The following is a 14,211-nucleotide window of genomic DNA, read 5'->3' on the forward strand; positions in this document are numbered from 1 at the left end:
AAAGGCATAGCTCTGTTCACAGAGCTTCTTCATACGCTTTATGTTGGTGATGACTTGCGTGGTAGATGGCAGAAAGAGTCGGATTTTCTGAACATGTGACGACGGTATTTCGTCCCATCTGTTTGGCCTGGTAAAGTGCTTGGTCTGCTCTTGAAACAAGATGTTCCCAATCTTCACCTTCGCTTAGGCTGGCGACGCCAAAGCTAGAGGTCATCGGCAGGTTGTTGCCTTCGATCAAGGTATAGGCAGAGATCTTTTTTCTCAGCGACTCGGCAATAGCACGGGCGAGGTTGATGTCTGTTTTAGGTAAGGTTATCAATATTTCATCGCCGCCGAAGCGATAGGCTGAATCAGTATTACGGGTGTGTGCTGTGATAATCTGGGCAATACGCTTTATTACCTCGTCCCCTGTCAAATGGCCGTGCAGATCATTAATGGATTTGAAGTTATCAATATCTACCATGATGATACTGAGTGGGTGTACTTTGTTTATCTCATTGATTAAATCGGGCAGCTTTCTTTCTAGGGCATAGCGATTGTAGAGCTGGGTGAGCGGGTCCCGGCGGGAAAGGTCATAAATAGAGTTGACCAGGCGGGCGTTGATCATCCACAGCATGCTGAAGCTTATCGCAACCACCAAGATAATACTGAACAAGAAGGTGAGCTGGTGAATAAGCTCGGCGTACATAAAATTATGTAACTCTTCTGAATACAAGGTCCAAGCCACTCGCAGGGTCATGAACGAACCATAGAGGAAGAAAGATGTCGACATCATCCAAATGGCGATCTTTAAATCTTTATGTCTACCTTTTAAGGTTGTGAATGCCGATAGCAATGTGGTGATGGCCAAGAAAACACTGATAACAATAATCCGTGCTTTTATCGACGGTGATACATGGGTGAAATAATAAAACAAGGAGAGGGTGATCGGGATGCAGGTATAGGTAAAGTAGGTGTATCTCAGTGAACAATTCCTGAAAATGCATAAGCTATGCAGCACCAACTGAAAACCGAACATAATGATGGTATTGGCAAGCACGATGCTAAACCAGTCTGGTGTTGTTCCCCTCATTCCAAGGAAGAAAGGACCGATACCGATGAACAAGAGGGATAGTGCAAATAGCTGTAAGCCAGGGATTTCTTTTTGGGAGCGTTGGTAGCAAAGAAGGCCAATACTGTAAATACAAGAAAACAGAATGATAATAAAGTTGAGGGTTCTTATATCCAGAGAAAAACTGTCCATGCGTCACTCCGTTTCTCGCGCAAAGCACATTCCCACCGGCAATGAAGCTGGCTTGCTTTATTTTTGCCATAAATATCATATAACACTGTTAACATAATTCTCAGTAGGGTGCGAAAACTGTGTGTTTGCTCACGGTTCTTTATAAGTCGGTCTGCAGTGCTGAGGGGCGATGAGCTTCTGCGCTGGCGTTATTTCCTGCGGAAAAGAATGCCAGTAGTTAGGTCTGTAAATACACGCTTCGCTGGGCGAGGGTGTATTTACTGTCAAAGATGATGAAGCGGTGGTTAGGTTGCTTATGCTTCTGAGCCTCGAAATTACTGCTCTTTGGTATCAATCAACGCATTGAGTAAAGAAGATAGCTGGCGGTATTTCTCTTCGCCGAGTTTAGCCTTGAGCTCAATATACTGTGCTTCGATTAGTGGGCGCAGATCGTCTACCAGTGTTTTGGCCTTGTTAGTAAGGTGGATATAGTACTTGCGGCCGTCATTGGCAGATTTTTTGCGCTGTACATAGCCCATTTTCTCAAGGCGGCTAACAATCCCAGTCAGGCTAGGACCTAGAATGCAACATTCGCGGGATAGGGTTGAGAAATCAATTTCACCAAGCGTATCGAGCACCCGCATCACACGCCATTGCTGCTCGGTGATTTCGTTGTCCGCCAGGATAGGGCGGAAGTAATCCATGGATACATCCCTTGCGCGTATCAGCTGCAGGGGAAGCGAGTCTTCGTACTTAGTCACAATATAACCTTCTAGCCGTTACCGTGTTGTCGAAAATTACTATTTGTTTCAGACACATATTCACAATATAAATCAAAGTTCCGAAAAGCTATAGCTGTATTTTGATCTTATATATTACTTTGGATACCGCCAAGTTATGTAAAAGATGCGGGCTTGCTGCCAGGCAACGAGCCCGCCGTGAATGCACCCGCTAGGCGTACAAGATGCCCGGTAAAAACAGTACGATAGCGGGCATCAATACGATGAGCGCCAGCCGTACCATGTCTGCCACCCAGAACGGGAATACCCCTTTGAAGATGGTGGCAGTGTTGATGTCCTTGATAATACCGGACAAGACAAAAACGTTGAGCCCGACCGGCGGGGTGATCAAACTGATTTCGGTGACGACCACCACCACGATGCCGAACCAGATTGGGTCGAAGCCAAGTTCAACCACTACCGGGAAGAAAATCGGCACAGTCAGCAGCATCATAGACATACTTTCGAATACGCAGCCAAGGATGATGTAGACCAATATGATCAGGCCAAGCGCCATCATTGGGGAGACGTTAACGGCCTGGATCATCTCAATCAGTGCCGTCGGCAAGCCGGCTCGGTTGATGAAATTGGACAGGATCAGGGCGCTGATCACTACCGCAAACAGTGAGGCCGATGTTTTGGCGGTATCAACCAGAATATCGCGCAAAATGGCGTAGTTGAGCTGGCGGCGGTAGGCGGCCAAGGCAAAGGCTCCTGTCGCACCGATCCCGGCCGCTTCGGTTGGGGTAAAGGCACCGATATAGATCCCACCCATCACTAATACAAACAGTGAAATGGTCGACATGATCCCCTTAAGGGCGATAAAGCGATCTTTCCAGCTGACGCGCTCGCCTGGAGGAGCGCTGTCTGGGTTGCGGAACACCACCCACTGCACCGCCATCAGGTACAGGACGATACCGATCAGCCCCGGAATGAAACCAGCGGCGAAGAGTTCACGGATACTGCTCTCCGTGAGTAGGCCATAGATCACCAGCATGACACTTGGCGGGATCAAAATGCCCAAGGTACCACCTGCAGCGATAGAGGCCGCTGCAAGGCCGTCGGAGTAACCGAATTTTCGCATCGGCGGCATGGCAACTTTCGACATGGTGGCCGAGGTCGCCAAGCTTGAGCCACAGATAGCCGAGAAGCCACCGCAAGCCAAGATAGTCGACATCGATAGCCCACCTTTACGGTGGCCGACAAAGGCATTACAGGCACGGTAGAGTTCGTTGGAGAGCCCAGCCCGTGTCACCAAGTTCCCCATCAGGATAAACAGCGGGATCACCGACAGGCTGTAGTCCTGGCCGGTGTCGATGATGCGGCGGGCCGCCATCGACATGGCTGCGTTCCAGTTGTAGTCGTTGATGTACCAGAAGCCAAGGAAACCGACCACACCCATGGCAAAGGCCAGTGGCAAGCGGAGGAAAACAAGGGCGATCAGAACCGTAAAGCCGATAATTGATTCAAGCATTTAAACCCCCTTGCTCTCGGTACTTAGTGGTTGGGTCGTCGATGAAGGCGAGAATAGCGTCTTGCCGTAGACCAGGGCATTGAAGAATGTCAGGAGGCCGCCGGCAAAGCCGGTAATGGAAATAAGATAGGTGACATAGCCAAGAGGCAGCTCAAGAATTTCCGTGACCTCTTCATACTCCATAGAGCGGCCAGCCAGTTTCCAGTTCATCATGGCAACCAGGATCAGCGAGCAGGAGCAGATCAGGTTGATCACCACTTGGCGCAGGCCTACCCAGCGTTTTGGGAAGATATTGTCGAGCAAGTCGACACAGATGTTTTCTTCCTGCCACGATACCAATGGAAAGGCCATGAACACCATGACTGCCAGTAATACCTCGATCATCTCGGTGGAGCCGATCAGCGGGCTGCTAAAGAAGAAGCGCCCGACGACATCAACAAAGGTGATCACCATCATTAGCATCAGACTGAGAGCGGCAAGGGCCTCCAACCCTCGCCGAATAGCCTGGGAAAGTCTTGAGCAACTCATAGCTTACAGTCCTTGTTCAAGCTCTTTATAGAAGTAGTTGTAGGCCGCTTCGCCGTCTATCTTGCGTTGCTTGGCCGATTTGTACCATTTGTTGACCAACGGCTCGGTGGATTTTTTCAGGTCGGCAATCATCTCCGGCGTTGCAGGGGTAAAGGTGTGGCCGTTGGCTATACCTGCTTCGTAACCGACGTTGTCCATGTCATCCCACATCTTACCGAACAGACGAGATAATTTTTCACCCGAGACGCTGCGGATGGCTTCCTGATCAGCTTTCGATAAGCCTGATAAGGTGTCTCGGTTCATCACGATGGCAAAGCTACCGCGGAAGATCCCGCCAGGGTAAACAGTGGTGTTGTCAGCAACTTCGGCAAGACGGAAAGAGGCAAGAGATTCATAAGGCAGGTAGGTGCCGTCGACGACGCCTTGGGAAATAGACTCATACACTTTGGTGGTTGGTGTGAAAACCGGTGTGACTTTCATGTCTTTGGCGATATCCGAAATAACGCCGCCACCGACACGTAGCTTCTTGCCTTTGATATCGTCCAGTGAACTTACCGGCCCTTTGGTGATTAGCTGGCCCGGGCCATTGACGCTCAATGCCAGTACTTCAACACCGCGGTGCTCACGGCCTTTCTTCAGGTAGGCTTCGTAGGTGCGCCAATAGGCTTGGGAGATCAGCTCAGAGCTGGCGTAGTCAGAAAAAGTCGGGATCTCAGGCAGCTGGGTAAGCTTGAAGCGGCCTGCCTTGTGGCCATGGTAAATCCAGGTCACTTCACCGATGCCATCGGTCACGACATCGATTTGGGTTTGCGGCGGGGCAAGGTCGTACTCCACCTTTACTGTTACTCGGCCTTCAGTGGCCTCTTCAACCCATTCCCCCCACGTAGGCCAAACAACTTTGTTGATACCGTGGTTTGGCGACCCCCAAGTACTGATCTTGATTGTTTTTTCAGGGGCAGCTTGTACGGCATAAGTGGAAAACATCAGTAGTGCAGCGGTGGTCATGGAGGCAATTTTGGTTACACGCATAACAGGATTCCTTTAGTTATGGATGATGAGTAGTGCTCACTGGGTGAGTCGTTATTGGACTTTAGTTAACATATTAACTAATTCACCAGAAAGCAAAGGTGTTGTTAATAAAATGTGTTGATTTCCTGTTGCTTTGTTAACTGGATCAATGATTCGAAAATAAAAACACTCCCGAGATTATTTTCTGGCTTGTTTGATTAATGACCAGTCTGTAAATACCTCCTACAAATGTGATCCTTCCAACATTTTGAATGTAACGAGATTTGCATGATAAATGATTAAATGTCTATTTTTAAAGTTAAGTGTCTGATTTTAAGTGGCTTTTATCTGCCATCATTGAATTGCTGGACATTAGTTAACATATTAACTAATGTATTTAACATGTTAATTAGTTGCTAATTGCTTTCCCTGACAGCATGACTGTGGACGAGGGACGTTGGCAATCAGTCAGCCAGAAAAAAGGAATGCGAAATGTTAACGGAAGATCAAATTCATGTAGCGGCAGAGCGGTTATATAAAGCCGAAAAAGGAAGGGAGCAGATCCCGGCACTAACCCTAGACTACCCAGAGATGAGTATGGATGACGCCTACCGTATCCAGAGCCGTTGGGTAGAACGAAAAATCCGTGAAGGGGCCGAAGTAAAAGGTTACAAAATTGGCCTGACATCGCGGGCAATGCAGATGGCGGTCAATATTGACCAGCCAGATTATGGCGTACTGCTTGATGATATGTTTTTTCCTGACGGTGCCCAAATTCCCGCAGATGACTTTCTCGACCCGCGTATTGAAGTAGAGCTGGCCTTTATTCTCAAGGACAAGCTTGAAGGCGACAACATCACTATATTCGATGTGCTCAATGCCACTGATTATGTGGTACCTGCACTGGAGCTGATTGCTGCCCGTTGCCACCGTACTGATCCACAGTCCGGTTATACCCGCAAGGTGTACGACACCATTGCCGATAATGCAGCCAATGCCGGCATTATTCTTGGCGGCCGCCCTATCAAACCCACCGAGCTCGATTTGCGCTGGGCCGGCGCCATGCTTTACCTCAATGGCCAAATCGAAGAAACCGGCCTAGCCGCTGGGGTATTAGGCCACCCTGCCAATGGGATCTGCTGGGTGTGTAAGCGTTTTGCGCCGCACGGTGTTTCGCTAGAACCGGGGCAGGTGATCTTGGCGGGCTCCTTTACCCGTCCGGTGGCGGTGAAGGCTGGTGACAGTATCCATGCTGACTTCGGCCCGCTCGGCGGCATCTCGGTCAAGTTCGTCTAGGGGGCAGTGCGCTAATGAGTAATCAACTACCTAAAAACGTATTCAAGCAAGCTCTCACCCAAGAGGCACCGTTATGGGGGCTGTGGCTTGGCCTACCCGATACCAGCTGCGCAGAAATCTGCGGTGGTAGTGGATTCGACTGGGTATTGATCGATGGCGAGCACGCCTCGTTTGACCTGACTGGGATCAAATATCACCTGCAGGCGCTAGCGCCGCATCCAACGTCGGCCATTGTTCGGGCTGAAGACGGCAATCCGACACTGCTGAAACGTTTGTTGGATATCGGTGCCCAGACTTTGCTGGTTCCTATGGTGAACAGTGCTGAACAAGCCAAACAGGCGGTGCAATCAGTGTATTACCCCCCTGTAGGACAGCGCGGTATCGGCAGCGCCTTGGCAAGGGCATCACAATGGAACCGTATCCCCAACTATTTGCATCAGGCCAATGAAGAGATCTGCCTGCTGGTGCAGGTAGAAACGGTCGAGGCGATTGAGAATATCGAGGCGATTGCTGCCGTCGAGGGGATTGATGGCATCTTTATCGGGCCTTCGGATCTCAGCGGTTCGATGGGGCATATCGGCAACCCGGGGCATCCGGATGTCGTCGCCGCTATCGACCATGCCATCGACGTGATCAACCGCGCCGGCAAAGCGGTGGGGATTTTGTCACTGAACCCGGTGCAGGCGAAAGGGTATGTCGAACAAGGGGTGAAGTTCATCGGGGCCGGGGTAGATACCTTGTTACTGCGCCAGGGCGCGGAAGGGCTAGCAAAAAAATTGAAAGATAAGGACAGCAACAGCGACACCAATATCAATACCGAAGCGGCTGCTGTTGCCAACGTGTATTAAGAATCGCGGGGTTGAAAGGAAGATGATGGAAAAGATGTTTAAAGGCAAAGTGGTGTGTGTCGCGCTCAATGACAGCGAGCAACGCCAAGTCATGGCGGAAGCATTCAATGAACCACCTTACAAGGCACCACCGACACAGCCTGTGCTGTATTTCAAACCAAGGAATACCTGGAATAACGAATCTGAAGCGGTGACGTGGCCAGCCGATAGCGATGAGTTTGTGGTTGGTGCCAGCCTAGCAGTCATTATCGGCCAGACTTGCTGCCGAGTGTCTGAGCAACAGGCGCTAGAGTATGTCGAAGGTGTTGCCCTGCTGCATGATTTCTCTTTACCAGAAACCAGTTACTACCGCCCGGATATCAAGGGCAAGTGCTTGGATGGCTCGGCAACCTTGTCATCCCCTGTCACGCTTTCCGATGTCGGCGAGCTATCAGATTTGGTGGTCACGACCATGGTCAATGGCCAGCCAGCACAGCAACTGCCGCTCTCTCGCCTTTACTGGGATGTCCCGGCGCTGCTGGAGCGAATCTCCCACATCATGACGTTAGAAGCTGGCGATATTATCGCTGTCGGGTTTGCCGGTGAGCGTATTGCATTGCAGCCCTATGACAAGGTGTCGTCAACCGTTACAGAGTCTTCAACGGTTAACAAGTCGTCAACGGTTAACAAGTCTTCAACGGTAGGAGACGTAACTCGTTCAGCTCCGTTTATCAGTCTACAAAACACAGTGGGAGGCCAGTACGCATGAAGCGCGCCAGAGTGGAATACAAAGGAAAAGTGTTGGATGTCATCGTCAATTTTGAAGGCGAGCTGGTGACGGCAAGTGGCGAGGTAGTGCCTTCACAAGCAGTAAAATGGTTATGCCCGGTGGAGAACCCGGGGACGATTTTTGCCCTTGGGTTGAATTATGCCGACCATGCTTCGGAGCTGGCGTTTGAGCCACCGAAAGAGCCGCTGGTATTCCTAAAGGGCGGCAATACCCTTACGGGTCACCAGCAGCCTTCCTACCGCCCGGACGATATCGAGTTTATGCATTATGAATGTGAGCTGGTGGCCGTGATTGGCAAAAGCGGCAAGAACATCAAGCGCGAGGACGCACTTGAGTATGTCGCGGGCTATACCATCTGCAATGACTACGCGATCCGTGATTATCTCGAAAACTTCTACCGCCCGAACCTAAGGGTGAAGAGCCGCGACTCCCTGTGCCCTATTGGTCCTTGGATTGTCGACACGGACGATATCGCCGATGTGAGCAATCTGTTATTGGAAACCCGGGTGAATGGCGAGCTGACCCAGCAGGGCACGACAGCCGATATGATTTTCGATATTCCGTTTTTGATTGAGTACCTCAGCAGCTTCATGACGCTCAGCGAAGGGGATCTGATTGCCACCGGTACACCGAAAGGGCTGAAGGACATCCAGCCGGGTGATGTGGTGAGCTGCTCGATTGAGGGGATCGGCACGCTGGAAAACCCAGTGCTGTCAGAGAAAGCCTTCTATGGCGAACTGACTGACTAGCCTGTTACCCATTCCAATTAAAAGATTTAGGGAAGAAAATGATGACTCAGCAACTCGATACCAATATCAACAAGGCCAACAGCTATTTGGCCCGTTTTCAGAATCAAACCCTGGGCCACTATATCAATGGCGAGTGGACACTGGGCTCGGAAGGGGAGACGTTTGATAACCTAACCCCAACCGACAATACCTCGCTGGGCAAAGTGGTCAAAGGCTCGGCAGAAGATGTTAACCAAGCGTGTTTGGCTGCCGAGAAAGCGTTTACTGAGTGGGCGGCGATCTCTGGTGCCGAGCGCCGCAAGATCCTGCATAGGCTGGCAGATAAGATCGAAGAGCGCGCCGAGGAAATCGCGTTGGTTGAATCCATGGACTGCGGCCAGCCGCTGCGATTCATGCGCCAGGCGGCGGTACGCGGCGCGGCTAACTTCCGCTTCTTCGCTGATAAATCGCCTGAGGCGAAAAATGGCCTGTCACTGCACCAAGACAACCATACCAACTATACCATCCGTACCCCGATTGGCCCGGTTGGCGTGATCACGCCGTGGAATACCCCATTTATGCTGTCGACCTGGAAGATTGCGCCAGCGCTGGCGGCCGGCTGTACCGTGGTTCACAAACCGGCGGAATTCAGCCCATTGACTGCGGCCATTTTGGCCGAGTGTGCCGAAGAAGCTGGTTTGCCTGCTGGTGTGTGGAACATGGTCAATGGCTTTGGTGAGGTGGCAGGTAAGGCACTGACAGAACACAAGGCGATCAAAGCCGTCGCGTTTGTTGGCGAGACCGTCACGGGTTCGATGATCCAGGCCCAGGGCGCACTGACACTCAAGCGTGTGCACTTTGAGCTGGGCGGCAAGAACCCGGTTATTGTGTTTGACGATGCTGATTTCGAACGTGCACTGGATGCGGTGGTCTTCATGATTTACAGCCTCAATGGACAGCGTTGCACCAGCTCCAGCCGCTTGCTGATCCAATCAGGCATCAAGCCAAAATTCATCGAAGCCCTCAAGCAACGCGTTGAGAACCTACAGGTTGGCCACCCGTTGGATCCACAAACTGAAGTTGGCCCGCTGGTACATCAGTCTCACTACAACAAGGTATTGAGCTACATGGATTTTGCCGAGCAGGACGGGGCAACGATCGCTGTTGGTGGTCGTGCACTGCCAGAGCTGGGCAACGGTAACTACCTGACGCCGACCTTGTTTACCGAAGCGGACAACACCATGCGCGTGGCTAAGGAAGAAATTTTTGGCCCGGTGCTGACAGCTATCGAGTTCGACACAGAAGAGCAGGCGCTGCACATTGCCAATGATACGGACTATGGCCTGTCAGGTTATATCTGGACCCGCGATACCGGCCGGGCAATGCGCATGGCGACACATGTCGAAGCCGGGATGATCTGGGTGAACTCAGAAAATAACCGTAACCTGCCGTCGCCGTTTGGCGGGGTGAAGATGTCGGGCGTTGGTCGAGATGGCGGTGATTGGAGCTTCGATTTCTACATGGAAACCAAGAATATCTGCATTGCCCACGATACCCACAATGTGCCTTCTTTAGGTAAATAAGCAGATATATAACCGACTGATAAGGGTACCTCGGCCTGGCTAGGTGCCGGGGCCCTTTTGCAAGAGGAGAAGGATAATGCCTCATTTCATTATGGAATACTCCGCTAACTTGGAGCAAGACGTTGATATTCCAGCCTTGATGCGAGTGATCCACCGCGAGGCCATTGATACAGGCGTGTTCCCCAAAGGTGGGATCCGAACTCGGGCAATCCGTTGTGATCATGTACTGATCGCCGACGAAGACCCAGAAAATAGCTTTATTCATTTAACCGCTAAAGTGGGTGTCGGGCGGGATATAGAGATCTTGAAGGCAGCCGCTGATCGGGTGTTCGAGGTGTTTACCCAGTTTCTTGCCCCTACCTTTGAAAAACGTTATTTGAGTGTCGGCTTTGAGATGACCGAGCTTCATCCGGTGCTCAACTACCGCAAAAACAATATTCACCAGAAACTGGCGAAACAAGGACAGTAGTCATGGGACAGGCTTGGGCGCACTTCCAGTATGTCTTCTCCACCATCATGCCGGTGTTCCTGATGATTGGGCTGGGCTATCTGGCGTTCCGCCGCGGGATCTTGCCGCCAAACGGGCACAAGGCGCTGGCTGCCTTTGTGTTTAACTTCGGCTTGCCGGCTGCCATTTTCAGTGCCTTGAGTACCAAATCCCTCGGGGAAGTGTGGCATACCGACTATATCCTGGCCTACACCCTGGGGTCGCTGGTGGCGTTTGCTTTGGTCTTTATCTATGCCATTTGGATGTTGCAGAGGACGCCGGTCGAAAGTGTGGTGCTGGGCTTGGGCGGGAGCTTTTCCAATAGCTTGCTGATTGGCTTTCCAATCATTTTCTTTTTGTTTGATACCCCGGCGTTGATCCCGTTTTCCCTCACCTTGATTGTCGAGAACCTGATCATGCTGCCTTTGCTGCTGGGTTTGGCTGACATGGCGGAAAACGACAGCGGCGCCAACCTCAAGGGGAAAATGAAGGAAACCGCACTCAACCTGGCCAAGAACCCGATTGTACTGTCGATTGTCTTGGGACTGGCGTGCTCGGCGATGTCACTGCACCCGCCACAGGCGGCCGAGCGCATCATTGATATGTTGGCCAGCACAGTGACCGGAGTGGCTCTGTTCACGATTGGTGGCGGCTTGGTAGGTGTTAGCGTGTCGGGCATGAAGCGGGAGATAGGTACCGTGATGCTCGCTAAGCTGTTGATCCACCCACTGTCGATTTTGGTCATGCTGATGCTGGTGTTCCAGCTTGATCCGATGATGAGTTCGGTCGGGGTGATTTTGGCCAGTGTGCCGATGTTTGGCGTGTATGCCGTGATTGGCCAGCGTTACCAGATGGGAGGGTTGTGTTCGGCGGTGCTGTTGCCAACCACCTTGCTGGGCATGCTGACGGTGAGCGCTTTTACCACCCTGGCCTTGTTACTGTTTTAACTCAATACCTGAAACCTAATATCTGAAACCCTGTACCTGAAAACCAATAACTGAAACTGACGTCCGCGACCTGACAGGATGTGATTGAGAGAAGGAATTTATTATGGGCAAACTCTGTGTTGCAGCAAAAATTACTCACGTACCAACCATGATTATGTCCGAGCAGCCGGGTAAGCTGCACGGTTGCCGCAAGGCAGCCATTGATGGACACAAGCAGATTGCCCAGCTCGCCAAGGATCTGGACGTCGATACCATTGTCGTGCTCGACACCCACTGGCTGGTCAATGCCGGCTACCATATCAATGCCAACCAGCAGTTTACCGGTAACTACACCAGCCACGAATTCCCGCATTTCATTCAGAACCTGGAATACCAATACTATGGCAATGCTGAGCTGGGTAACCGTATTGCGGATAAGGCGACCGATAAGGGGGTCTTTACCCTTTCCCACCAGGTTGAGTCGTTGGATCTTGAATACGGCACCCTGGTACCGATGCGTTATATGAATGAAGACAGCCACTTCAAGGTGGTTTCGGTTGCGGCATGGTGCTCGGTACACAGCATTGAGTCATCCCGTATTCTTGGCGAAGCGATCCGCGAAGCGATTGAAGAGAGTGACAGCCGGGTGATGCTGCTGGCCTCGGGCTCCTTGTCCCACCGCATCTGGGATAACGATGATTATGTCGCCAACAATGGCACCTTCACTATCTCCAAAGAATTCAACCGCCAGGTCGATCTGCGGGTATTGGATCTGTGGCAGAGGCGCGACTACAAAACCTTCTTGGATATGTTGCCTGACTATGCGGCGCTGTGCTCGGGTGAAGGGGGTATGCATGACACTGCGATGCTGTTTGGCGCATTGGGCTGGGACAAGTACGAAGGCAAGGCGGAGATTGTGACCGAGTACTTCCCAAGCTCCGGCACCGGGCAGGTTAACGTGCTGTTCGAGGTAACGGAATAATGGAAGCGCAGATGGATTTGAAAAAAACAGCGCTGTTCAAACAGCAAGGTTACATTGGCGGCGAATGGTCTGATGCCCTAGACGGTAAGACAACGGCGATCACCAACCCATCAACCCAAGAAGTGATTGGCCATGTGCCTTACATGGGCGAGAAAGAGGCCGCGCAGTGCGTCGACATCGCCCAGCAGGCGTTCGAGAAGTGGAAGCAGACCACAGCCGATCACCGTTCGGTGGTGCTGCGCCGCTGGTATGATTTGATTGTCGAAAATACCGAGGACTTGGCGAGGATCCTGACCACCGAGCAAGGCAAGCCTTATGCCGAAGCCAAAGGGGAAATCGCCTATGCCGCCAGCTTTGTGCTGTGGTACAGCGAAGAAGCCAAGCGCGCCTATGGCGAGGTGATCCCGAGCCACAAAACCGATGGCAAAATTGTGGTGACCAAAGAGCCGATCGGCGTGGTAGCAGCCATTACCCCTTGGAATTTCCCTGCCGCGATGATCACCCGCAAGTGTGCACCGGCCTTTGCCGCAGGTTGCGCGGTAATACTAAAACCGGCACCGGAAACCCCGTTTACCGCGTTGGCATTGGCTGAATTAGCACAGCAGGCCGGATTGCCAGCCGGGTTGCTCAATGTGATCACCGGCGATGCGGTAGCTATCGGTGGCGTGTTGACCGCGCACAAGAAGGTCCGCAAAGTCTCTTTCACCGGCTCGACCAATGTCGGCAAGATTTTGATGAGCCAGTCGGCAGCCTCTATTAAGAAAATGGGGCTGGAGCTTGGCGGCAATGCACCGTTTATTGTCTTTGACGATGCTGATATCGATGCCGCAGTCGATGGCGCCATGATTGCCAAGTTCCGCAATGCCGGGCAAACCTGCGTTTGTGCCAACCGGATCTTCGTCCACGACGCGGTATACGATGAGTTTGCCGCGAAGCTCGCCGCCCGGGTTGCCAATCTCAATGTCGGCGATGGCTTTGCCGATGGGGTCGAAATTGGCCCGATGATCAATAGCGGTGCGGTCGAGAAAGTGCGTACCCATATTGATGATGCTCTAGCTAAAGGCGCAAAGGTGTTGTGCGGTAATCTTGCCGAGCAAAAGGGGCTGTTTGTCCAACCACATGTCATGGTCGATGTGAATGACGATATGCTGGTGGCGAGCGAAGAAACTTTCGGTCCGCTGGCGCCGTTGTTCCGCTTTCAATCAGAACAAGAAGTTATCGAGCGTGCCAACAATACTGACTCAGGCTTGGCTGCTTATCTCTATACCCGCTCCCTAGGCCGCGCCTGGCGGGTGGGGGACGCATTGGAAAGCGGGATGGTCGGTATCAATGAAGGCTTGATTTCCACAGCGGCAGCGCCATTTGGCGGGGTCAAGGAATCCGGCCTAGGCCGCGAAGGCTCCCGTCATGGTATGGAAGATTATCTGGAAATGAAGTACCTGTTTATGGGGGGGCTGGAGTAAAGGATATTTTTTAGTCTTTCAAAGAAGATGCGCTATCTTAATGTTAGATAGCGCATCTTTCAGTAACTTAAATTATTTAATTATTCTGTAATGAGTATAGATAAATTTCATTGCACAT

At 51.6% G+C, this 14,211-nt stretch carries 14 protein-coding genes; 9 read left to right on the plus strand and 5 right to left on the minus strand.

Annotated features, from left to right (window positions below):
* Nucleotides 1-16: 16 nt before the first annotated feature.
* The 5 genes from R2X38_RS13320 to R2X38_RS13340 form a co-directional block, all read right to left on the minus strand.
* The gene (locus tag R2X38_RS13320; protein WP_317522747.1) at nucleotides 17-1,243 is read right to left on the minus strand and encodes a GGDEF domain-containing protein; all 1,227 of its coding nucleotides are present in this window, start codon (nucleotides 1,241-1,243) and stop codon (nucleotides 17-19) included.
* Between the two features lie 314 nt (nucleotides 1,244-1,557).
* Nucleotides 1,558-1,983, minus strand: a complete 426-nt coding sequence (hpaR, locus tag R2X38_RS13325; protein ID WP_317522748.1) for a homoprotocatechuate degradation operon regulator HpaR — start codon at nucleotides 1,981-1,983, stop codon at nucleotides 1,558-1,560.
* A gap of 190 nt (nucleotides 1,984-2,173) precedes the next feature.
* Nucleotides 2,174-3,475, minus strand: a complete 1,302-nt coding sequence (locus tag R2X38_RS13330) for a TRAP transporter large permease (RefSeq protein ID WP_317522749.1) — start codon at nucleotides 3,473-3,475, stop codon at nucleotides 2,174-2,176.
* Nucleotides 3,476-4,003 (minus strand): TRAP transporter small permease, encoded by a 528-nt coding sequence (locus tag R2X38_RS13335; RefSeq protein WP_317522750.1) that lies wholly within the window; start codon nucleotides 4,001-4,003, stop codon nucleotides 3,476-3,478. It abuts the gene before it with no gap.
* Nucleotides 4,004-4,006: 3 nt separating this feature from the next.
* Complete coding sequence (locus R2X38_RS13340) at nucleotides 4,007-5,032, minus strand: TRAP transporter substrate-binding protein (RefSeq protein WP_317522751.1); 1,026 nt, start codon at nucleotides 5,030-5,032, stop codon at nucleotides 4,007-4,009.
* A gap of 471 nt (nucleotides 5,033-5,503) precedes the next feature.
* On the opposite strand from R2X38_RS13340, the gene hpaH reads away from it, so the two are divergent.
* The 9 genes from hpaH to R2X38_RS13385 all read left to right on the plus strand — a co-directional run bounded on the left by hpaH (nucleotide 5,504) and on the right by R2X38_RS13385 (nucleotide 14,093).
* Nucleotides 5,504-6,307: a 2-oxo-hept-4-ene-1,7-dioate hydratase gene (hpaH, locus tag R2X38_RS13345; protein ID WP_107299500.1), complete on the plus strand. Its 804-nt coding sequence runs from the start codon at nucleotides 5,504-5,506 to the stop codon at nucleotides 6,305-6,307.
* A gap of 14 nt (nucleotides 6,308-6,321) precedes the next feature.
* Nucleotides 6,322-7,155 (plus strand): 4-hydroxy-2-oxoheptanedioate aldolase, encoded by an 834-nt coding sequence (hpaI, locus tag R2X38_RS13350; protein ID WP_317522752.1) that lies wholly within the window; start codon nucleotides 6,322-6,324, stop codon nucleotides 7,153-7,155.
* A gap of 25 nt (nucleotides 7,156-7,180) precedes the next feature.
* Nucleotides 7,181-7,903: a fumarylacetoacetate hydrolase family protein gene (locus tag R2X38_RS13355; protein ID WP_317522753.1), complete on the plus strand. Its 723-nt coding sequence runs from the start codon at nucleotides 7,181-7,183 to the stop codon at nucleotides 7,901-7,903.
* Nucleotides 7,900-8,673 carry a fumarylacetoacetate hydrolase family protein gene (locus R2X38_RS13360; protein WP_317522754.1) on the plus strand — a complete coding sequence of 258 codons (774 nt, stop codon included), beginning with the start codon at nucleotides 7,900-7,902 and terminating at the stop codon, nucleotides 8,671-8,673. Before R2X38_RS13355 ends, R2X38_RS13360 begins: the two co-directional genes overlap by 4 nt.
* A 41-nt stretch (nucleotides 8,674-8,714) precedes the next feature.
* The gene (hpaE, locus tag R2X38_RS13365) at nucleotides 8,715-10,235 is read left to right on the plus strand and encodes a 5-carboxymethyl-2-hydroxymuconate semialdehyde dehydrogenase (RefSeq protein ID WP_317522755.1); all 1,521 of its coding nucleotides are present in this window, start codon (nucleotides 8,715-8,717) and stop codon (nucleotides 10,233-10,235) included.
* Between the two features lie 76 nt (nucleotides 10,236-10,311).
* Complete coding sequence (locus tag R2X38_RS13370) at nucleotides 10,312-10,704, plus strand: 5-carboxymethyl-2-hydroxymuconate Delta-isomerase (protein WP_317522756.1); 393 nt, start codon at nucleotides 10,312-10,314, stop codon at nucleotides 10,702-10,704.
* Nucleotides 10,705-10,706: 2 nt separating this feature from the next.
* Nucleotides 10,707-11,669, plus strand: coding sequence for an AEC family transporter (locus tag R2X38_RS13375; RefSeq protein ID WP_317522757.1), 963 nt, complete (start codon nucleotides 10,707-10,709; stop codon nucleotides 11,667-11,669).
* 103 nt (nucleotides 11,670-11,772) lie between these two features.
* Nucleotides 11,773-12,630: a 3,4-dihydroxyphenylacetate 2,3-dioxygenase gene (hpaD, locus tag R2X38_RS13380; protein ID WP_317522758.1), complete on the plus strand. Its 858-nt coding sequence runs from the start codon at nucleotides 11,773-11,775 to the stop codon at nucleotides 12,628-12,630.
* Nucleotides 12,631-12,641: 11 nt separating this feature from the next.
* The gene (locus R2X38_RS13385) at nucleotides 12,642-14,093 is read left to right on the plus strand and encodes an NAD-dependent succinate-semialdehyde dehydrogenase (RefSeq protein ID WP_317522759.1); all 1,452 of its coding nucleotides are present in this window, start codon (nucleotides 12,642-12,644) and stop codon (nucleotides 14,091-14,093) included.
* Nucleotides 14,094-14,211: the final 118 nt, after the last annotated feature.

The organism is Photobacterium rosenbergii (assembly GCF_033022775.1).
GTDB classification, from domain to species: Bacteria; Pseudomonadota; Gammaproteobacteria; order Enterobacterales; family Vibrionaceae; genus Photobacterium; species Photobacterium rosenbergii_A.